Genomic DNA, 20,581 nt, shown 5'->3' with positions numbered 1-20,581 from the left:
ATGATGACGGTGCTGAGCCTGATAGCCGTTGTTATCGTTGGCGTCTCGGGCGGCCTGGCCGTAGGCGGAGGTATGGTCGCCTTCCTGATCGTGCTGGATATCGTACCTCGGCTGGCCCAAATCACAAGAGCTTTTCACCGGGTTCATTTTTTCGAGGGAGCTATGGTGACGGGGGTGCTGTTCTGGACGTTTGCGGATTTTCTGAATTGGCACGTTGCGCTTTCCCCACTCGTAACGGTTGTGGTCGGCCTGCTGGTCGGCTGTTTCAACGGTATGCTTGCAGGCGCATTGACCGAAGTACTGAACGTGCTGCCCATTATGGCGAAGCGGCTTGGGCTGGGGGCTTTTATCGTATGGCTGCTAATGGCGATGGTGCTAGGCAAAGTGGCCGGGTCGCTGTTTGAATGGATTGTGTTTCGCGCTTGACCTAACCTATATCAATAGCGGCAGGAGGAGATCGACATGTCTACCGATACGGACAAAAAATCGCCCGAGAAACAGATGAAACGTCCGAAAAAAATCGACGATTTGAAAATCGATGCGCGTGAGCTGCTTACAGACGAAGAGATGGGGCTTACCGACGAACACGGCATTCCCCGCAATCTGGAGGAAGTGAAGCAAACGCTCCAGGAAAAGGTCGGGCTGGATACAAGCTTCGATCTGGTGTTTCGCGAAATGGAGTTCGCGACGAAAAAGACGGCGTTTTTCTACGCCAACGGCTTTGCCAAGGATACGGTGCTGACCGACATCATTACGAGGCTGAGCTACTTGCAGCGAGATCAGATCGTGCCCGATACGCTTACCGATTTCATGGAGAAGTACGTGGCGCATATTCAGGTGCAGAAGATCGACGAGTTCGAGAAAGCGGTCCATTTCATGCTGATAGGTGCCACAGTGCTCTTCATCGAGGGGGAGGAGAGCGCGCTCGGCATCGATGCCAAGATGTATCCGGTCCGTTCGATTGAGGAACCGGACCTGGAGCGAGTCGTCCGGGGTGCACGGGACGGATTCGTGGAGACGCTGCTGACAAATGTGACGCTGATCCGCCGGCGCATTCGCGATCCGAAGCTCAAGCTGGAGCTGATGACGGTAGGCATCCGTTCCCGAACGGATGTATGTATCGGCTACATCGGCGATATCGCCGATCCGAAGCTGGTCGAATCATTGCGCGACAAGGTGGGCAAAGTGAAAATCGACGGTATTCCGCTAGGCGACAAGCAGCTTGAGGAAGCGATCATCGGCAAAGGGTGGAACCCGTATCCGACCGTCCGCTATTCGGAGCGGCCCGACGTCGTAGCGGCTCATTTGCTTGAAGGGCATGTTATCATTTTCGCGGATACGTCGCCGAGCGTCATGATACTGCCGACCACGTTTTTTCATCTCGTTCAGCATGTGGAGGAATACCGCCAAACTCCGATCGTGGGCAGTTATTTGAGATGGGTCCGGTTTATCGGCATATTCGCTTCGCTTTTTCTGCTGCCGCTTTGGTTCTTGATGGTAAGCAATCCGGAACTGAAACCTCCCGGTCTCGACTTCCTCGGGCCGCAAAAAACAGGAGAACTGCCGCTGCTGATTCAGTTTCTTCTCGTCGAGATCGGCGTCGATCTGATGCGGCTTGCCGCCGTCCATACGCCATCGCCGCTGACGGTGGCGATGGGTCTCGTAGCGGCGATTCTTGTCGGCGACATCGCCGTCAAGACAGGACTGTTTATCAACGAAGTCATTATGTATATGGCTTTCGCGGCGGTCGGGATGTTTGCGACACCCAGCTATGAACTCGGGCTTGCCAACCGTCTCGTCCGGCTGCTGCTGCTCGTACTGGTCGCCGTATTCAAAATTCCGGGATTGGTCATCGGGATCACTGCCTGGATTATTTACTTGTCCATCAACCGTACGTACAACACGCCGTACATGTGGCCTTTTCTGCCGTTCAACTTCAAGGCGTTCATGGCCATTCTTGTCCGGCGGCCGGTTCTGTCTCAGACGACTAGGCCGAGTATTACAAATGCGATAGACAAGAGTCGGCAGCCCGCCGAATAGGGCGGCGCCGAAAAGTAGCGAAGCCCGTGGCTGTCACGGGCTTCTTGGCGATTTCTGAAATTTTTGCCCGCTCTTTTTCGGCGGTCAAGCCGCGATTATGGGCGTTTTGGATTGTCTTCGCGGCGGTGCTGTGGTAATTTAGAAGAAAGCCTTTCGACACATCTTAATCTGATCCAGGGAAAGAGGAACCGGAACATGTATTTGCATGGCACAAGTAAAATCAACGAGGCCGGCAGGCTGGAAATCGGCGGCTGCGATACGGCTGAGCTCGCAGAAACATTCGGAACACCGCTATACGTTTATGACGAAGAACTGATTCGCCGCCGCTGCCGCGAGTTCGTGGAGGCGTTCCGCGCCACAGGCATGAAGTTCGAGGTCGCCTATGCGAGTAAAGCGTTCTGCGTCATGGCCATGTGCCGGATCGCCGAAGAAGAAGGGATGTCGCTCGACGTTGTCTCGGACGGGGAGCTATACACAGCGCTTCGCGCCGGATTTCCGCCGCAACGCATCCATTTTCACGGCAACAACAAAACGCTCGAAGAAATCGAGATGGCGCTGGACGCCAAAATCGGCTGCGTCGTCGTCGACAACTTCAACGAGCTTCATCTGCTGAACGAATCGGCAAAGGAAAAAGGAACGGTCATGAAGGTGCTGTTCCGTGTAACCCCGGGCGTAGAAGCGCATACGCACGAATTCATTTCGACCGGCCAGACGGATACGAAGTTCGGCTTCGATATCGGCAACGGCTCCGCGTTCCAGGCGATTCGCGAAGCGATGGAGCTGCCGCATGTGAGCATTCTCGGGGTGCACTCGCACATTGGCTCGCAAATTTTCGAGGTGGACGGCTTCGCGATGGCGGCCGAGCGCGTGGCAGAATTTGCCCAGACGGTTCGCCAGGAGCTGGGCGTGACGTTCCCGGTTATCAATCTCGGGGGCGGCTTCGGCATCCGTTATATCGAGGGAGATAGCCCGCTGCCGCTCGCGCAGTACGTGCAGGCGATTACGGATTCGATCAAGACGCTTTTCAACCGGTACGACTATCCGCTGCCGGAAATATGGATCGAGCCGGGCCGCAGTATCGTCGGGGACGCCGGAACGACGCTGTATACGATCGGCTCGTCGAAGACGATACCGGGCGTGCGCAAATACGTATCGGTCGATGGCGGCATGACGGATAACCCGCGTCCAGCGCTGTACGAAGCCAAGTACGAGGCGATGCTGGCGAACCGCGCGAACGATCCGAACGATGAGACCGTTTCGATTGCAGGGAAATGCTGTGAAACCGGAGATATGCTCATTTGGGATTTGGAACTGCCTACAACAAAGCCTGGTGACACTTTGGCGGTGTCGTGTACGGGCGCATATAACTATTCGATGTCCAGCAACTACAACCGGCTGCGGCGTCCGGCCGTCGTCTTCGTCAAGGACGGCGAGGCGGATCTGGTCGTCAGACGCGAAACGTACGAGGACGTGGCAGGCAAGGATACGCTGCCGGAACGTTTGCGTAAGCAGGCGGTTGCAAAAAGCTGAGCATTTTGGTGAAAAGGAAAAAGGACGGCGCCGGCGCCCCGGGAGCTACACAGCTCCCGGAGAAGCTGAGGCGTTGTTCTTTTTTCGTCATTGCCGCCGAGTTTATTCCGTTTATAGCTAACTAAGACCAACGAGGAGAACTTCTGCTTGGAAACCTATTGGAAACGAAACTTAATCGTACTCTGGATCGGCGTCTTTTTTTGCGGAATGGCTTTTTCGATGGTTGTCCCGTTTTTATCTTTATATATTAGCAACGATCTGGGGATCGAGTCGCATTTGGAGCTGTGGTCCGGCTTCGCCTTCGGCATTACGTTTCTTGCCGGAGCGCTGATTTCCCCGTTCTGGGGCTCGCTTTCGGACAAGTACGGGCGCAGGCCGATGCTGATCCGATCGGGCTTCTCGTTGTGCGCCGTGTACGTGCTGACCGCGCTTGTGCGGAATCCGTACGAGCTGATCGCCGTCCGCATCTTGTCCGGGCTGCTTGCCGGTTATGTGCCGTCCGCGATAGCGCTTGTGGGCACGAATACGCCCGAGAAGAAGGTCGGCTATGCGCTTGGCATTATGTCGACCGCATCCGCCGCCGGCAGCATCATCGGGCCGATGGTCGGAGGGATGATGAGCAAATTCGTCGGGTACCGCGAGGCGTTTCTGTTATCCGGTGCCGTTGTGCTTGTTTCGGCGCTGGTCGCCGTATTTTTCGTCAAGGAAGAAAGCTTCGACCGCAGCCGTCCGCGTTCGCACGTACTCGACGATTTGAAGGAAGCGGCGGCCAATCCGCCTCTGATGAGGCAGCTAATGATCGCCCTCGTCGTGTCAAGCTCGGTCATGGTGCTGGAGCCGCTGCTTACGATTTATGTGCTGAAAATGGGCGTTTCCCACTCGGACGCTTCGCTTAGCTCGGGCATCATCTTCTCCGCCGTCGGCATCGCGACGATACTTGCTGCCCCGCAATGGGGGAAAATCGGCCAGCGGATCGGCTACCGCAATACGCTTATCATCGGCTTGATGGGCGGCGGGATCGGCAATCTGCTGCAAGTGTTTTTTCACAATATCGTAAGCTTCGGGGTGCTTCGCTTCGTGTACGGGCTGTTTTTCGCCGCCGTTTACCCGTCCTTGAACGCTCTGATCGTGAAGGCGACGACGGCCAATTTCCGCGGTCGGGCATTCAGCCTCAATCAGTCGGCCAATCAGCTCGGCAATATGGCGGGGCCGATTGCGGGCGGGGCGCTCGGCGGCTGGATCTCGATCCCGGTCGTGTTCGTTCTGAACGGGCTGCTGCTTCTCATTACGGCCGTGACGATTCGCCTGCAAAGCCGGAGGGCGGTAAGAGGGGCCTCGGATGGGGAAGGAAGCTGAGAAAAATGTCGACAAAAACGGTATTAAATTTGCTAATCAATTGGTGATTATGGTAAGATTTTATCATTAATTTCGAAGGGAAGAGAATAAAAATGGCAAAAAAAGGCAGCATCGAGCTGGAAAACGGCGAGAAAGTACAAATCGATTTTTTCCCGGAGGAAGCGCCCAATACGGTTGCCAACTTCGAAAAGCTGGCAAACAGCGGATTTTATAACGGCCTGACGTTCCATCGTGTTATTCAAGGCTTCGTCGCCCAAGGTGGTTGCCCGAATGGAACCGGAACTGGCGGCCCCGGCTACACCATCAAATGTGAAACCAAAACCAATACAAGCAAACATGAGCGAGGGACACTGTCTATGGCTCATGCAGGACCAAACACAGGTGGAAGCCAGTTTTTCATCTGTTATCAACCTCAACCGCATTTGGATGGGGGCCATACCGTGTTCGGCAAGGTTTCTAAAGGCATGGAGTTTGTGGACGCCATTAGACCGAATGACAAGATGAAGGAAGTAAAGGTTTGGGACGAGTAATACTTTTGAAAATTCCTCAATCATTTGGGGAATTTTTTTGCTTTCACATATTCCGCTTTGCTGGCAAACTAAACCAACGTTAAGCTAAATATATAACGGCTCAGGTCTAACCAATAGGATAACTTTTCTTGGTTTATGTTTGATCAAGAGTCTGAGCATTCTAAACCTTCCGAATGGGTTAGCTGAGTGAATCACAATCTTTTTGGGATATGTTCTGTTCTGTACCATGTATTTGACCACTTCGTAACCGGAAGGCTTGCCAAAGCCAAGATCGTGATCTAAGGAAAGTACGTTGACGCTATTTTTTGAGATAAGCTTTATACATTCATCAGCTGTTTGCACATACTTATATCCTTTTGGACAAGGCCGAAGATCGTCCAAATATACATTAATCATTTCATTATCACCTACAAGGGAAAGTACAATATTCTGTTATTGTATGAAGTAATCCTACCCATTGCTTGGGCCATATATGAATGTTTACTCATAGAAATATAAAAGTACAGATCAGTAGAAATCAGGTAAGATATTAATAGAAATAGAACAATTAGGGGGGAGTAAACATGGCTAAAGCAAAAGTACCAAAGCGACCGACACGCGATGAGTTTGTATTAGAGGAACTAGGGAATCAAATTACAGAGGCTTATCATGAGAAGTCAGAAGTGTTATTGACGGTTTGGGGTTGGGAGCAGCAGTTAAGGGGGCAGATTGTACATTTGGATTCTCGAACAGGAAAAGTGCATGTTCAAAAACCAAGTGAGCTCGTAAAGGTTCCATTCATGGATATTATGCAATTGGATTATCCAAGAGACTAGATTCAATCGTTCATCTTACTAGTAATTCTTGCATACAAGCAAATTTTTCAAAGCGGAATGTTGCTTTTTTTAATTTGCATATGGTACTATTCAATACAACGTCAGGTGTCGTCCTGAATTTTCCGACTGTGCCGACAGTTCGCACTAAGGCATGGCGGAACGAGATGAAACCCTCGTCAACAATTGAATAAAGCTGCGATCCTTCGGGGCAGGGTGAGATTCCCAACCGGCGGTGATTTCGGTGAGTAGCGGCGGCGAATTGCCGTTGCCGCGCCGAATTAGTCCGTGACCCGTGCCGAGCAAATAGCCCGGCCGGTGGACCTGGTGCAAATCCGGGACCGACAGTATAGTCTGGATGGGAGAAGGAGTCGCGCTGACGGCTTTGCATCATTTGCTGTGTTTAGTATGTGTATTTTTTCACATGCTTGCCGGCTCTAGTTTGCATGTCCATGTGTCAGACACGTATGCAGCGGGCTCGATTCGGCCCGGTTGGCGACGTCTGTTTGCGCATGCAGACGGATGCATCGGCTTGTAGGTACAGCCGCTGTTCCGCTATCCCGCCCCTTTACGACCGGTAAAGGGGTTTTTGTATTTTTTGTCGGCAGGTTGGCCTTAAATAAGCGACAGGCGGTGAGAACGGTTGGAATTGCTTAGTGACGAGTACTACATGCGCTTCGCGCTCCAGCTCGCAGAGAAATCGCTCGGACAAACCGGAATCAATCCGGTCGTCGGATGCGTCTTGGTAAAGGACGGGCGCATCGTCGGCATCGGCACGCATCTGCAAAGAGGCAGCCATCATGCCGAAGTGCATGCGCTGCAAATGGCGGGCAAGGAAGCGGAAGGAGCGACCGCCTATGTCACGCTCGAGCCCTGCAGCCACTACGGGCGGACGCCGCCCTGCGCGGATAGGCTCGTTGCGGAAAAGGTTAAACGCGTCGTCGTCGCTTGCACGGACCCGAACCCGAAGGTGGCCGGCAGCGGCATCGAGAAGCTGCGCAGCCACGGCATCCAGGTCGATGTCGGCGTGCTTGAGGACGAAGCGCGGGCGCTGAATGAAATGTACAACAAATTTATTGCGACCAAGCTGCCCTTCGTCACGCTGAAGTCGGCAACGACGCTCGACGGCAAAATCGCCTCCAGAACGGGCGACAGCAAATGGATCAGCGGCGAGTTGTCCCGCTCCCGCGTGCATATGCTGCGTCACCGTCATCAAGGCATCATGGTCGGGGTAGAGACGGTTATCGCGGACGATCCGCTTCTTACCGCGCGTTTGGAAGTAACCTCTCTTCAGCCTGTAAGGCTTGTCGTCGATTCGAAGCTGCGTATTCCGCTCGAAGCGCAGGTCGTCAAAGACCGCACGACCAAAACGATCGTCCTGTCGACGAACCAAGCGTCTATCGAGCAAATCCTGCGGCTTAATGCGCTTGGCGTCGAGGTGATTAAGTGCGGCGACGGTCCCCGCGTCGACTTGCGTAAGGCGCTATCGATTTTGGCTCAACGCGAGATCGGCTCGATTTTGCTGGAAGGCGGCGGCAGGCTGAACGGCGCGATGCTGGAGGCAGGGCTGGTCGACAAAATCATGCTGTTCCTCGCTCCCAAAATCGTCGGAGGAGCGAATAGCCCCGGCGCCTTCATGTTTGAAGGCTTTGAACGAATGGCCGATGCGATCGTGCTGGAGCGGATGACGATGGAGCGTTTCGGGGATGATTGCTGCTTGACGGGTTATCCGCGTTTGGAAAGGGGAGAAGAGGAAACGTGTTCACCGGAATCATAGAAGAGATCGGCCGTATCCGCCGTGTCGGCAAGCAGGGGCAGGCGATGATTTTAACCGTCGAGGCGAACAAGGTGCTGGAGGACGTTCATCTCGGCGACAGCATCTCGGTATGCGGCGTTTGTTTAACCGTCGTGCAGTTCGACGAAACGGCATTTACGGTTGACGTCATGCCTGAAACATTCCGTAAGACGACACTGAAGGATCTGAAGCCGGGCGCACCGGTTAATCTGGAGCGGGCGATGCAGGCAAACGGTCGCTTCGGCGGTCATATCGTGCAAGGGCATGTCGATACGCCGGGACGGATCGTGTCGCGTCAGCCGGATGAAAATGCAGTCGTCTTTTGCGTCGAGCCGCTTGATCCGTCGGAGATGAAGTATGTCCTGCCTCACGGCTCCATTACGATAGACGGCATCAGTCTCACAGTCGTGAGCGCAAGCGAGCGCTCTTTTACGGTTTCGATTATTCCGCATACGCTCGCGCAAACGATTCTTCAGCATAAACATCCTGGCGATTCAGTTAATATCGAATACGACTTGCTCGGCAAGTATATCGACCGGCTTCTGAACTTTCGAGGCGAAGGGGAAAGCGGGCGGGCCGGAGGCGGCTTGACGATGGAGTTTTTGGCAAATAACGGCTTCGTTTGACTTTTAGATTCATCAGACTATAGACAGACGGAAACGGAGAGGTGAGGTACCATGCAACAACCCGTCCAAATGAACACGATCGAAGAAGCGATCTACGATCTGATGCTGGGCAAAGTGATCATTGTCGTAGATGACGAAGACCGCGAGAACGAAGGGGACTTTATCGCCTTGGCCGAGAAGGCGACGCCCGAAGTGATTAATTTCATGATCAAGGAAGGCCGCGGACTCGTCTGCGTGCCGATTACCGAGGAGCGGGCGCAGGAGCTCGATCTGCCGCCGATGGTGCAGAAAAATACGGACTACCACGGCACGGCATTTACCGTATCGGTCGATTATAGCGAAACGTCCACCGGCATATCCGCCCATGAGCGAGCCCGGACGATCCAAGCGCTGATCGACGGGGCGACGAAGCCGCACGATTTGCGGCGTCCGGGGCATATTTTTCCGCTAATCGCCAAAAAGGGCGGCGTGCTGCGGCGGGCCGGTCATACGGAAGCGGCCGTCGATCTGGCTACCATGTGCGGCTCCTATCCGGCAGCGGTCATATGCGAGGTTATCAAGGAGGATGGCACGATGGCCCGCGTCCCGGATCTGATGGAGATTGCCGGGAAGCTCAACATCAAGATGATTACGATCAAAGATCTGATCCACTACCGCAATGAAAAAGAAAAGCTCGTGAAACGCGAGGTGGAGATTAAGCTTCCTACCGACTTCGGGATGTTCAAGGCGATTGCCTATACGAACGAAGTGAACGCCCAGGAGCATGTGGCGCTCGTCAAAGGAACGATCGACCCGAATCAGCCGATTCTCGTCCGTATGCACTCGGAATGCTTGACCGGCGACGTCTTTCATTCCCACCGGTGCGACTGCGGTCCGCAGCTCGCGGCTGCGCTCGAGCAGATCGAACAGGAAGGCAGCGGCGTGCTCGTTTATTTGCGTCAGGAAGGCCGGGGCATCGGGCTGATCAACAAATTGAAAGCTTATGTGCTGCAGGAGCAGGGATTTGACACGGTGGACGCGAATATTAAATTAGGATTCGCCCCCGACCTGCGCGATTACGGCATCGGCGCGCAAATATTGAAAGATCTCGGCGTCCGCAAAATCCGGCTGTTAACGAACAATCCGCGCAAAATCCGCGGCCTTGAAGGATACGGCATGCAAATAGTGGAACGAGTGCCGATCCAGATGGAAGCGAATGACGATAACCGCACCTATTTGCGCACGAAGCAGGTTAAGCTTGGGCATATGCTGAATATGGATCGCGGCAGCGAAGCCGGCGAAAACGCATAAACACAACTATAGAAAACAACGAAGGAGCATATCATAATGGCACATTTCGAAGGTAATTTAATTTCCGCAGGATATAGATACGGGATCGTAGTCGGCCGGTTTAACGAGTTCATTACGTCCAAGCTGCTGGGCGGCGCGCTCGATGCTTTCAAGCGCCACGGAGCGAAAGAGGAAGAGATCGATATCGCCTGGGTACCGGGAGCGTTTGAAATCCCCCTCATCGCGCAGAAAATGGCGGAGAGCGGCAAATATGACGCCGTCGTTACGCTCGGAGCGGTTATCCGGGGCTCGACGCCGCATTTTGACTACGTATGCAACGAAGCGGCCAAGGGCGTTGCCGCAATTGGGCTGAAAACTGGCGTGCCGACCGTCTTCGGCGTCCTGACGACGGATTCGATCGAGCAAGCGATCGAGCGGGCCGGAACGAAAGCGGGTAATAAGGGCTGGGAAGCGGCGACCACTGCGATCGAAATGGCAAATTTGACGCAGCAGCTCAAAGGCTGACGCTGGAGACTGACGTACCAAACGAAAGGGCACATCTGTAAATTTGGAATCGCTAGTGTAGAGGTGGACCGGATTGAAGCCGCATTACAAATTGGAAACGTTCGAAGGTCCTCTCGATCTGCTGCTTCATTTGATCGACAAGGCAGAAATCGACATATACAACATCCCGATCAGTGAAATCACCGAGCAATACATGGAAGTACTGGCCGCCATGCAGGAGCTGGAGCTGGAAGTGACGAGCGAGTTTTTGGTCATGGCGGCCACCTTGCTCGCCATCAAAAGCCAGCTGCTCCTGCCGAAGCCGCCTCCGGTTGAACTGGATGACATGTTCTATGAAGACGAAAATTTCGACCCCCGCGCCGAGCTCGTTCAGAAGCTGCTCGAATACCGGAAGTACAAGGCGGCTGCGGAGGAACTGCGGGACAAGGAATTGGCGCGCAGTCTCATCTTTACGCGGGAACCCGAAGACTTGACACCTTATGTGCGCGAGGTCGAGGTGAATCCGGTAGAAGGGCTTGACGTCTCCGATCTGGTCATTGCGTTCCAGCGGGCGCTGCGCAAGGCGATGAGCCGCAATACGGTCGCCAAAATTCGCCGCGACGAAATTTCGGTCAAGGAGCGCATGGGCGAAGTGCTGACGCTGTTATCCGAGCGGGGAGGCAGGTTGCTGTTCTCCAAGCTGTTCGATTACGAGATGTCCCGCGAAGAAATTGTAGTGACGTTTATGGCGCTGCTTGAGCTGATGAAGACGAAGCACATCGCCTGCTACCAGCAGCGGCTGTTCGACGACATCGTCATTCAGCGGAAAGAAGGGGGGGTTCAGGGTGAATTACCGTCAGATCCAATCGGTGATTGAGGGATTGCTGTTTGCAGCCGGCGACGAAGGGCTTGATGCGAAGCAAATCGCGGATGTGCTCGAGATGCAAACCCACGAAGTTACCGGCCTGCTGAAGCAGATGACGGAGGCGTACAAGCAGGAGGAACGCGGCATCCAGATTATGGAGATCGCCGGCGCGTTTCAACTGACGACGCTGCCCGCACACGCACCCTATTTCGAGCGTCTGGCCCAGTCGCCGACACGGTCCAGTCTGTCGCAGGCGGCGCTGGAGACGCTCGCCATCATCGCATACAAGCAGCCGATTACGCGAGTCGATATCGAGCAAATTCGCGGCGTCAAGGCGGATCGGGCTTTGCAGACGCTAACCGCCAAAAACTTGATTTTGGAAGTGGGGCGGGCGGAGCAAATCGGCAGGCCGATTTTGTACGGTACGACGAAGTCGTTTCTCGATTATTTCGGGCTTGCCGGCCTGCACGAGCTTCCGGAGGCGGCATTTTTGCAAAACCCCGACGATCTTGAGGAAGAAACGCGAATGCTGTTCGAGAAGCTCGAAGGCCATCAGCTGACGATCGACGACGCGGAATGAAGCTAGAACGCATAGGTCTTGTCCCGAAGGTCATACTAAGCTTGGATACAGACTGGTTATAGGGTCTCAAGTTTAGGGATGACCGGAGGATCAGGCGCATGATATGGGCATGGTTAATCGCGGGCATTCTCCTTACGGGAATGCTCTTGTTTGTTTGCAGCAGCATTGCGGTCAGGCTGCGGGTGTCCCGGCAGGCGTGGAACGACGAGATTACGATCGATGTGAAAGGCTGTTACGGCCTGATCCGGTTTCGTTATTCCGTGCCCAAGCTGATCTGGAACGAAAACGGACTGCATGTAAAAACAAAAACGGTGAACAGCAACTCAAAACGAACGATGAACGATCAGAAAGTGACGATTACGCGAGAGAAGATCGAGGAGTATTTCCACATGGCCAAGGAGCTGCTCGCGCATACCGTCCAGCTCACCGAGTGGATGAGGAAGGTGCTGGCGCGCGTCGTCTGCAAGGATCTGCGCTGGACGACGCATATCGGGCTCGGAGATGCGGCGGATACGGCGGTTACGACCGGGATCGTATGGGGCGTCAAAACGTCAGTCGTCAGCTATTTGTTCCGTCATGTTCGCCCGGAAACGATGCCTCAGTTAAGCGTACAGCCTCATTTCAATTCTCTCAAGTTCGTAACGGAGGCGAACGTCCTTTTCAAGATCAAGACGGTGTACGCCTTGTATGCGGGCATCGTGCTGATACACCGTATTTTGAAAGTGAAGGGCGGCTTCCGCTTTTGGCAAAAGTTGTTGTTCCGTCCTTCTTAACGGCGTCAGAAATTCGGTAAGCCGAAAAATAGTTTACATGGGCTGACTGCGGTGGTTATTTTTATGAATTCCTTCTTGATTATTTTCCAAAAATCGACTATTATTTGAAATATCATGCGCAGGCGGGACTTTTGGTCATCGGGCTATTGCGTTTATAACGTGAAAGTCCCGCCTGTTTTTCATTCGCATAAAAAGGGAGCGTTTTCATGGAACCACAATTGAACCAAACGCAGCATACCTTTGCTGCAAATACCCAGACTTCGCAGGTTGTTACTTTGAAGGACTGGATGATTACCATTTTGCTGATGATCATCCCGGTCGTCAACATCATTTTGTTGTGTATTTGGGCTTTCGGCGGCAGCACCAATCCAAGCAAGGCTAACTACGCCAAGGCCACTCTCATCTGGATGGCAATCGGTATCGTCCTCTATGTCGTCGTATTTGTCCTTTTGCTGGGCAGCATGATGTCGGAGCTGTCGAATTTATCCCTCTCCGTATAATGGACGACGGGGCAAGTACATAACTCCTCCCCCTAAGGGCAATGCTATGGCTGTATGCGAAATCTTTATTTCGATTCAGCGAATGAGCTACTTTAGAGGAGGAATCAATGTGGCTGATCATCCCATTCAAGGTTTGATGAAAACCGCAATGGAAAATATTAAGGAAATGGTCGACGTTAATACGATCGTCGGCGATCCGGTGGAAACGCCGGACGGCAGCGTCATTATGCCGATCTCCAAAGTTGGCTTCGGCTTTGCCGCAGGCGGCAGCGAATTTTCGATGGAGTCCGATTCGGATTCCGGAATGGGCCACAACCGCGTAAACGACACCCACGATGCCCATAACGCCCAGGGTGGCGCTTTGCCTTTCGGCGGAGGCAGCGGCGGAGGCGTCTCGATCACTCCGATCGCCTTCCTCGTTGTCGGGAAGGAAGGGGTCAAGGTGGTGCCGCTCGACAACCAGACGCATCTGTACGAGCGGATTATCGATCAGGCGCCGCAAATGGTCGACAAAATTCAGAGCATGTTCCGTACGACCCGGAATACGCCCGTAACCGGCAATATGGCGGACATGACGTCGTCAAACACGTATGCAGGTTCGAGTATGATGGACTAAACGAAAAGCGACTCGCCAGAACGTTTGCGTTCTGCGGGTCGCTTTTTGGGTTTGGTTTTTTGTGCTCTTATGATTTGCGAGCAGACGGTTCGTTTGCGAGGCGATCGTACAAAAAGTCCACGATATGAACGGCTTCCATTTTATCCGACATATGCTCGCGCTCGATGCCGAGCTTCATTTGCAGCAAGCAGCCCGGGTTGCTCGTAATGAGAACGTGGGCGTTCGTTTCCTTGACATGCTCCATCTTGTGCTCGAGGATTTGGTTGGCCATCTCGGTTTGCACAATATTGTAGATGCCCGCCGAGCCGCAGCAGCGGTCTGCGCCCTGCAGCTCGACAAACTTGACGTTGGCTACACGCTTCATCAAGTTGCGCGGAGCGTTAGACGAGCGCATGACGTTGCGCAAATGGCAGGAGTCCTGATACGTGATCGTAAACGGCTGTCCGTCCGATGCTCTGTTCGCCGGTTGGGCGAAATCGGGCAGGCGGCCTTTTTCCAGCAAAAGCTGGCTGACATCCTTAACGCGGGAAGCGAACCATTTGGCATCATCGGCATACTCCGGCTCGTCGTGCAGCAGATGGTCGTATTCGACGAGCAGCGCGCCGCAGCCGCCCGCATTGGAGGCGATGTAATCGACGCCCGCTTCGCGGAAGGCGCGGACATTTTGTCTGGCGAGCGATTTGGCCGCATCGATCTCGCCGGAATGGGCGTGAAGCGCGCCGCAGCAGTTCTGCGTATCCGGAATTAACACCTCGAAGCCGGCTTCGCTAAGGAGCTGTACGGTTTTCAGGTTCGTCTGCGTAAACATGACGTCCATGAGGCAGCCGCGGAACATGCCGACCGTGCCGATTTTATTCCCTTTCGCAGCAACTCTCGTACCGAGCGTTTCGACGATGCCGCGACCGGAAGCTTCCGGCAATATTTTTTCCATATCCCGCATATTTTTCGGGAACAGGTTCATAATGCCCGTTCCGCGGGCTATCTTTTGCAGGCCGGACTTCTGGTACGTGCGCAGCAGCTTGCCGACCAGCTTCATCCGCTTCGGCTTTGGAAACATTTCCTTGAACGCGACTTTGCGTGCGGCCTTGATGAACCAGCGATGTTCTTCGTGCTGCTCCAGCGAGTCTCGCGTTTCTTCGAGCAGATGACCGTATTTGACATCGGCCGGACATACGGGCTCGCAAGCCCGGCAGCCGAGACAAAGGTCCATTTGTTCGCGGAACTTCTGATCCGGCTCCATCACGCCGTCGACGACCGCTTTCATGAGCGCTATTCGCCCGCGTGGAGAGGCAGCCTCCAGTCCCGTTTCCAGGAAGGTCGGACAAGCCGCCTGACAAAATCCGCAGCGCATACAGTTGGTCAGCTCGTCATAGTTCAGTTGAAGCTTCATCGTCTGGGCAAGCGGATTAAGTGGCTTTTTCTCCGGCGACGATCCCCACGGTGTATGCGGTTCGGTGTGCGTTGTATCGTTAACGGCTGCCATGATCGATCACCACTCTTTTCCGCGTTTGTTTGGCGAAAATTTTGCCGGGGTTCATAATATTGTTCGGATCGAACGCTTTTTTGAGCCCCTTCATCAATTCGATGCCGGCCGCACCGATTTTCCATTCGAGGTATGGAGCTTTCATGACGCCTACGCCGTGCTCGCCGGTAATCGTGCCGCCGAGGCTGATCGCCGCCTCGAAAATTTCCTCGAACGCCATCTCCACGCGATGAATCTCGTCGGCGTCCCGCGCATCGGTTGTGCAGGTAGGATGGAGGTTACCATCTCCGGCATGGCCGAACGTACATATTTGCACCTTATATTTTTTGGCGATTTCGTTGATAGCCACGACCATTTCGGCAATCTTGGAACGGGGAACCGTAGCATCCTCCAAAATCGTCGTCGGCCGAATGCGCGCGCATGTGGACAGCGCACTCCGCCGGGCAAGCATCAGCTTCTCGGCCTCGGCCGCGTCGGCGGCCATCCTCACCTCGACAGCGCCTTGCTCCTTGCAGATCCGTACGATTTCAACGATATCCTTTTCAACGACGGCTTCGTCCATACCGTCCTGCTCGATCAGCAGGATCGCTTCCATATCGATCGGCAGTCCGATTTTATTGAAGCCCTCCACGACGCGAATCGTAGCGTTGTCCAAAAATTCGAGCGTTGCCGGAATGATCCGGTTGCCGACAATGGCAGAGACGGAACGGGCGGCGGCGCCGAGATCCTTGTAATGGGCAACCATCGTTTTTTTGTATTTGGGGGCGGGGATCAGCTTGACGGTTGCCTCGGTCACGATTGCGAGCGTTCCTTCGGAGCCGACCAGCAGCTTCGTCAGATCGTAGCCCGCTACGTCCTTGTACAACTTGCCGCCTGTGCGGATAATATCCCCATTAGGCAGTACGGCTTCGAGTCCGAGCACGTAATCTTTGGTCGTGCCGTACTTGAGCCCGCGCAAGCCTCCGGCGCATTCCATAATGTTGCCGCCGAGCGTAGAAATGACCATGCTGCTCGGATCGGGGGGATAAAACAGCCCGAGATTTTCTACGGCCAGATGGAACTGCTTCGTATTCAGTCCGGTTTGGAACGTCGCCGTCAAGTTATCGGTATCGATCTCGATCAGCTTGTTCATCCGGTTCATCACGACGACGAGCCCGCCTTCCAGCGGAACCGTGCCGCCGCAAAGATTACTGCCCGCTCCGCGTCCGATAATCGGAATCCGATGCTCGTTCGCGACCTTCAGAATGTCCGATACTTGCTCGGTCGTGGACGGGAAAATGACGCCGTCCGGCAATGCCTGCTGCATCGGCGTGGCGTCGTAAGAATAGCTGACCAAAGCTTCCATATCGTCTTTAAACCACGATTCGCCGACAATGCCGAACAGTTTGGAGCGAATGGACGGATCAAGCATGGTGTTGTCCCCCTCATCAATAACAAAATTAATCAGGTCATCAGATGACTTTTCACTCATTATAGCTTACTATAGAATGTATGTACACCATAAATCCGTACAAGTGAACATAGGAAGAGGAGAGCCGAGTCAGGATGACATTTAATCCGGTCAAGCCGCCCAAAAGCTCCGAGCTTGTCATGGAGCAGCTCAAAGCGAGAATATCGTCGGGAGAGTTTGCGCCCGGCACGAAGCTGTCTTCCGTCGTGGATCTGGCGGCCGGTTTCGGCGTCGGACGGTCGACGATCCGCGAGGCGCTAAGCGCGCTCAAAGCGATCGGGCTCGTCGAAATTCGTCAGGGCGGAGGCACCTACGTAAGTGCGGAATCGAAGGAGGAACCGGCGGAAAGCCAGTCCTTGTTCGCCAATGCACAGTCCATCCGCGAGCTTCTCGAGGTGCGGATCATCCTCGAAACGGGCTGCGCGTCGATGGCCGCCCGCAATCGCACCGAAGACGATCTGCGCTCGATCGGGGAAGAGCTTGCGCTTATGGAAGCTTCGCTGCATGACGAAGCGAAGGGGGAAGAGGCGGACGTCCGGTTTCATCTGAAGCTGGCGGCTGCGACGCATAATTCCTTGCTTATTCCGATGATGGAATCGCTGTCGGAACGGCTTCACGACAGCATGCGCGAGTCGAGAAGGCTCTGGTTCTACGGCGAGCGCGCCGAAGCGAGGCGGCTGCTGCGTGAGCATACCGATATCTATGACGCGATTCGGCAGCAGGACGAGCGGAAGGCGTTCGAAGCGATGAGCTCGCATCTGCTTAAGGTTGAAAATGTGCTGCGTGAAGCTATTGCCGGTTTTGACACGTCCGTGCGTAATCCGTAAATAACCCCACAAAGTGGAGCCTAGGCTTCGAGGCTTTTTCAAATACTTTGCGGGGAGCCCCGAAACAAAAACGGCGCTATCGTTCGGGTACGAACGGGCGCCGTCTTTTCTTTTCGCTCTAAAGTGGGAATTTACTGCTGGATGGAGCTGATTCGAAGCTTTTCCTCCGCTTGCGCCGCATCGACCTGCTCGAGCCGGATCGTGGCTCCGATGGAGCGGAACGCACGAATCGCATCTTCATAACCGCGTTCAATATGCTCCACGCCGGTAATTGTCGTAATGCCTTCGGCCGCCATTCCCGCCAGAATAAGGCATGTGCCAGCGCGAATATCGGAAGCGTGCACCCAGCTTCCTTTCAAGGGTGCGCCGCCGCGGATGAACGCCGCGCTTCCCCGCATTTCGATGTCGGCCCCCATACGCCGAAGCTGGGCGACATGCTGGAAACGATGCGGATATATTTTTTCATTAATAATGCTTCTTCCTCGCGCCTGGGTGAGCAAGGCGGTCAGCGGCTGCTGCAAATCGGTAGCGAAGCCCGGATACATGGCCGTCCGGACTCTCGTCGCCTTCAGTTTGCCAGTGGAGCTTGCCGTAATGCTCTGATCGCCGTATTCGATATGCAGGCCGATTTCCGTCAGCTTGGCGATGCATGAGCCGAGATGGTCGGGAATCACGTCGGTTACGGTTACCGAGCCGCCGGCAACGCCAGCGGACATCAGGAACGAGCCGGCGATAAGCCGGTCGGGAATGACGGTATGATGTCCCCCCTCAATATGCTTGACTCCGGTTATTCGAATCGTATCGGTGCCCGCACCGGAAATGTTCGCTCCGAACTCGTTCAGCATGATCGCCGTGTCGACGACCTCGGGATCTTTCGCCGCCCCCCGCAGAACCGTTCTGCCTTCCGCCAGCACCGCGGCTAGCATACAGTTGATCGTGGCGCCCGATGTAATCGTATCGAAGTAAATGTCGGCCCCGGTCAGCTTTTTCGCTTCCACGACATAATAGTCCTCATGGAACGTAAACGTCGCCCCCATCGCTTTGAGCCCTTTCAAATGCTGGTCGATCGGCCTCGACACGAAGTTGTCGCCGCCGGGAAACCCGATCGACACTTTGCCGAACCTCGCCAGCAGCGCTCCGATAAAATAGTAGGATGCGCGGTAGGAGGAAGATTTCGCTTTGTCGATGTTGGCGCTGTGGATCGATCTCGGGTCCAGTATCATATCGCCGTTTTCCTGGCGCTGGGCGGTCATTCCGATATCGGAAGCGATCTCTTCGATAACCCGGATATCGTAAATATCCGGTACGCCAGACAGCGTAACCGGGTCTTCGCATAAGCAGCAGGCAGCCATGAGGGATAAAGAACTGTTTTTGGAGCCTTGTATTTTAACCGAGCCGTGCAGAGGCCCTGATCGTTCGAGGCGAATGATATTCAACGCAGTTTCCCACTTTCCGGTAAAGTCGTCACTTTTACTATTTATTCATGTTTGGGCCGTAAAGTCAATAAGTACAAGGAACCGAAGGAATTAATTTTTCTCCCCAAGTTCGCGCGCTTCTATTTGGCCCGGTGAAAACGCGGGCGACAGCGCATTCATCGGTATACCATTCGCACAGAGGCGCCGAATAATGTCCGTAATCAAACGAAGCGAGCGAAATGAAGCATGCGGTCTAGCGGGTATTCCAGTATATAGTATGTAGAGCCTTAGTGTGAATGCAGGGCGATTGACCGCCTGCGGTTGTCCCATTTCCCGTTCATAACGCGATCTTGTCCGCATATACTTGTACCAATCGGCGGTATTCGCCACGAACGGGGTGAACTAGGAAAGATGGAAAAGTATGGGAGGTACAGGCTGCGGCTGACTCCGGTGCTGCTCGTATGGGCGCTGCTGTGGCCGTATGTTATCCATGCGGCGCCGCCGGGCATACAGACGAATGCGGAAGGAGCGGCGCTCATCGACGTCGCTTCCGGAAGGCTGCTCGTAAGCAAAAACGGCAACAAGCCGATGCGAATCGCCAGTTTGACAAAAATTATGACTGCCATCGTCGCTATCGAGCACGGCTCGTTGTCCGATCAGGTCGAGGTGAGCAGCAGGGCGGCCGGCAAGGAAGGGTCCTCCATTTATTTGCGAGCCGGCGAACAGATGAGCCTGGAAAATATGCTGTACGGACTTATGCTGCGCTCCGGCAACGATGCGGCCACCGCGATCGCCGAGCATGTTGGAGGCTCGCTCGAAGGGTTCGTCTATCTGATGAACGAGAAGGCGGCGAACATTGGCATGTCGCACTCGTTATTCAAAAATCCGAGCGGACTGGACGAGGAAGGCCACTATTCGACCGCGAACGATATGGCTCGGCTGACCGCGTATGCAATGCGCAATCCCGTCTTTCGAGACATTGTCAAAACGAAATCGAAAAGCGCGCCGAATCCGAACGAGAGCTGGGATTATAGATGGAACAACAAAAACAAAATGCTCTCCATTTATGACGGGGCCGACGGCGTTAAAACGGGTTATACGAAGCTGGCGAAAAGATGCCTTGTCTCGTCAGCGACCCGGAACGGGCAGCAGCTTGCCGTCGTAACGCTGAACGATCCGGACGATTGGGTCGATCATACGAAGCTGCTCGATTATGGCTTCAAGTATTACAAGCCCGAACAGCTTGTGAAGAAGGGCGACAAAATCGAGAACATGCCGGTTGCCATCGGGCGTTCATTTGTTTATCCGCTGCTTGAGGAAGAGCGGGGAACGATTCGCAAGGAGGCTGAGCTGCTCGATCCATCTTCTTCGGCTTATCAGCTCGGAGAACGGGGGACGCTCACGTTCCTGCTCGGCAATAGCCGAATCGGCTCTGTGCCGCTGTATGCGGAGAACAGCCCGCTGCTTGCGGTCAAGGAGAAATCTGCTTTCGGTTATCAGGAAAGCGAAACGTACGAGGCTTCCGGCTTTCGCTTATGGCAGCTGCGGCTGCTGGAGGTTGTCCGCAGGCTTTTCATCTTGCAGGAATAAGCCGGGAGAAAGGGGGAGAG

21 protein-coding genes and 1 riboswitch are annotated in these 20,581 nt (G+C 54.4%); of the genes, 17 read left to right on the top strand and 4 right to left on the bottom strand.

Features of this window, described 5'->3' with window-relative positions; all coding sequences use genetic code 11:
* The 5 genes from D7M11_RS11670 (at nucleotide 1) to D7M11_RS11650 (ending at nucleotide 5,456) form a co-directional block, all read left to right on the top strand.
* Nucleotides 1–426, top strand: coding sequence for a stage V sporulation protein AB (locus D7M11_RS11670; RefSeq protein ID WP_120747390.1), 426 nt, complete (start codon nucleotides 1–3; stop codon nucleotides 424–426).
* A 36-nt stretch (nucleotides 427–462) separates the two neighbouring features.
* Entirely contained in the window at nucleotides 463–2,040 is a 1,578-nt protein-coding gene (locus D7M11_RS11665; protein ID WP_120747389.1) for a spore germination protein, read from the top strand.
* Nucleotides 2,041–2,235: 195 nt separating this feature from the next.
* Nucleotides 2,236–3,570, top strand: coding sequence for a diaminopimelate decarboxylase (gene lysA / locus D7M11_RS11660; RefSeq protein ID WP_120747388.1), 1,335 nt, complete (start codon nucleotides 2,236–2,238; stop codon nucleotides 3,568–3,570).
* 147 nt (nucleotides 3,571–3,717) lie between these two features.
* On the top strand, nucleotides 3,718–4,926 hold the full coding sequence (locus tag D7M11_RS11655; protein ID WP_120747387.1) for an MFS transporter: 1,209 nt from the start codon (nucleotides 3,718–3,720) through the stop codon (nucleotides 4,924–4,926).
* 92 nt (nucleotides 4,927–5,018) lie between these two features.
* Complete coding sequence (locus D7M11_RS11650; RefSeq protein ID WP_120747386.1) at nucleotides 5,019–5,456, top strand: peptidylprolyl isomerase; 438 nt, start codon at nucleotides 5,019–5,021, stop codon at nucleotides 5,454–5,456.
* An 84-nt stretch (nucleotides 5,457–5,540) separates the two neighbouring features.
* Here D7M11_RS11650 and D7M11_RS38035 read toward each other — a convergent pair whose 3' ends face one another.
* Nucleotides 5,541–5,852: a cyclic-phosphate processing receiver domain-containing protein gene (locus tag D7M11_RS38035; RefSeq protein WP_120747385.1), complete on the bottom strand. Its 312-nt coding sequence runs from the start codon at nucleotides 5,850–5,852 to the stop codon at nucleotides 5,541–5,543.
* Between the two features lie 167 nt (nucleotides 5,853–6,019).
* Here D7M11_RS38035 and D7M11_RS11640 point away from each other — a divergent pair, with 167 nt between their 5' ends.
* The 10 genes from D7M11_RS11640 to ytfJ all read left to right on the top strand — a co-directional run bounded on the left by D7M11_RS11640 (nucleotide 6,020) and on the right by ytfJ (nucleotide 13,796).
* Nucleotides 6,020–6,271 carry a YolD-like family protein gene (locus tag D7M11_RS11640; protein WP_120747384.1) on the top strand — a complete coding sequence of 84 codons (252 nt, stop codon included), beginning with the start codon at nucleotides 6,020–6,022 and terminating at the stop codon, nucleotides 6,269–6,271.
* A 195-nt stretch (nucleotides 6,272–6,466) separates the two neighbouring features.
* Nucleotides 6,467–6,642, top strand: a riboswitch (FMN riboswitch).
* A gap of 269 nt (nucleotides 6,643–6,911) precedes the next feature.
* Nucleotides 6,912–8,045 carry a bifunctional diaminohydroxyphosphoribosylaminopyrimidine deaminase/5-amino-6-(5-phosphoribosylamino)uracil reductase RibD gene (gene ribD, locus D7M11_RS11635; protein ID WP_193556172.1) on the top strand — a complete coding sequence of 378 codons (1,134 nt, stop codon included), beginning with the start codon at nucleotides 6,912–6,914 and terminating at the stop codon, nucleotides 8,043–8,045.
* Nucleotides 8,027–8,689, top strand: a complete 663-nt coding sequence (gene ribE, locus D7M11_RS11630; protein WP_120747383.1) for a riboflavin synthase — start codon at nucleotides 8,027–8,029, stop codon at nucleotides 8,687–8,689. Before ribD ends, ribE begins: the two co-directional genes overlap by 19 nt.
* 69 nt (nucleotides 8,690–8,758) lie before the next feature.
* Nucleotides 8,759–9,979, top strand: coding sequence for a bifunctional 3,4-dihydroxy-2-butanone-4-phosphate synthase/GTP cyclohydrolase II (locus D7M11_RS11625; RefSeq protein WP_240041061.1), 1,221 nt, complete (start codon nucleotides 8,759–8,761; stop codon nucleotides 9,977–9,979).
* Between the two features lie 36 nt (nucleotides 9,980–10,015).
* Nucleotides 10,016–10,483: a 6,7-dimethyl-8-ribityllumazine synthase gene (gene ribH, locus D7M11_RS11620; protein ID WP_120747381.1), complete on the top strand. Its 468-nt coding sequence runs from the start codon at nucleotides 10,016–10,018 to the stop codon at nucleotides 10,481–10,483.
* A 73-nt stretch (nucleotides 10,484–10,556) separates the two neighbouring features.
* The gene (locus tag D7M11_RS11615) at nucleotides 10,557–11,339 is read left to right on the top strand and encodes a segregation and condensation protein A (protein WP_120747380.1); all 783 of its coding nucleotides are present in this window, start codon (nucleotides 10,557–10,559) and stop codon (nucleotides 11,337–11,339) included.
* Nucleotides 11,308–11,907, top strand: a complete 600-nt coding sequence (scpB, locus tag D7M11_RS11610) for an SMC-Scp complex subunit ScpB (protein ID WP_120747379.1) — start codon at nucleotides 11,308–11,310, stop codon at nucleotides 11,905–11,907. Before D7M11_RS11615 ends, scpB begins: the two co-directional genes overlap by 32 nt.
* A 98-nt stretch (nucleotides 11,908–12,005) precedes the next feature.
* Nucleotides 12,006–12,680, top strand: coding sequence for a DUF2953 domain-containing protein (locus tag D7M11_RS11605; RefSeq protein ID WP_120747378.1), 675 nt, complete (start codon nucleotides 12,006–12,008; stop codon nucleotides 12,678–12,680).
* Nucleotides 12,681–12,886: 206 nt separating this feature from the next.
* A complete protein-coding gene (locus D7M11_RS11600) occupies nucleotides 12,887–13,180 on the top strand; it encodes a hypothetical protein (protein WP_193556171.1) in 294 nt (97 codons plus the stop codon).
* Nucleotides 13,181–13,289: 109 nt separating this feature from the next.
* Nucleotides 13,290–13,796 (top strand): GerW family sporulation protein, encoded by a 507-nt coding sequence (gene ytfJ, locus D7M11_RS11595; RefSeq protein WP_120747377.1) that lies wholly within the window; start codon nucleotides 13,290–13,292, stop codon nucleotides 13,794–13,796.
* 67 nt (nucleotides 13,797–13,863) lie between these two features.
* Here the strand turns inward: ytfJ and D7M11_RS11590 are convergent, their stop codons facing one another.
* Together D7M11_RS11590 and D7M11_RS11585 are read right to left on the bottom strand one after the other, a co-directional pair.
* A complete protein-coding gene (locus D7M11_RS11590; RefSeq protein WP_120747376.1) occupies nucleotides 13,864–15,279 on the bottom strand; it encodes a (Fe-S)-binding protein in 1,416 nt (471 codons plus the stop codon).
* Entirely contained in the window at nucleotides 15,266–16,690 is a 1,425-nt protein-coding gene (locus D7M11_RS11585; protein ID WP_120747375.1) for an FAD-binding oxidoreductase, read from the bottom strand. Before D7M11_RS11585 ends, D7M11_RS11590 begins: the two co-directional genes overlap by 14 nt.
* Nucleotides 16,691–16,824: 134 nt before the next feature.
* On the opposite strand from D7M11_RS11585, the gene D7M11_RS11580 reads away from it, so the two are divergent.
* Nucleotides 16,825–17,556, top strand: a complete 732-nt coding sequence (locus D7M11_RS11580) for a FadR/GntR family transcriptional regulator (RefSeq protein WP_120747374.1) — start codon at nucleotides 16,825–16,827, stop codon at nucleotides 17,554–17,556.
* Nucleotides 17,557–17,687: 131 nt separating this feature from the next.
* Here D7M11_RS11580 and murA read toward each other — a convergent pair whose 3' ends face one another.
* Nucleotides 17,688–18,992 (bottom strand): UDP-N-acetylglucosamine 1-carboxyvinyltransferase, encoded by a 1,305-nt coding sequence (gene murA / locus D7M11_RS11575; protein ID WP_120747373.1) that lies wholly within the window; start codon nucleotides 18,990–18,992, stop codon nucleotides 17,688–17,690.
* Nucleotides 18,993–19,382: 390 nt separating this feature from the next.
* Here murA and D7M11_RS11570 point away from each other — a divergent pair, with 390 nt between their 5' ends.
* Entirely contained in the window at nucleotides 19,383–20,561 is a 1,179-nt protein-coding gene (locus D7M11_RS11570; protein WP_120747372.1) for a D-alanyl-D-alanine carboxypeptidase family protein, read from the top strand.
* The last annotated feature ends 20 nt before the right edge of the window (nucleotides 20,562–20,581 follow it).

Origin of the sequence: Paenibacillus ginsengarvi (genome assembly GCF_003626695.1) — a bacterium.
Lineage (GTDB): Bacteria > Bacillota > Bacilli > Paenibacillales > NBRC-103111 > Paenibacillus_AB > Paenibacillus_AB ginsengarvi.
This window is presented reverse-complemented; position numbering and strand designations above follow the sequence as displayed.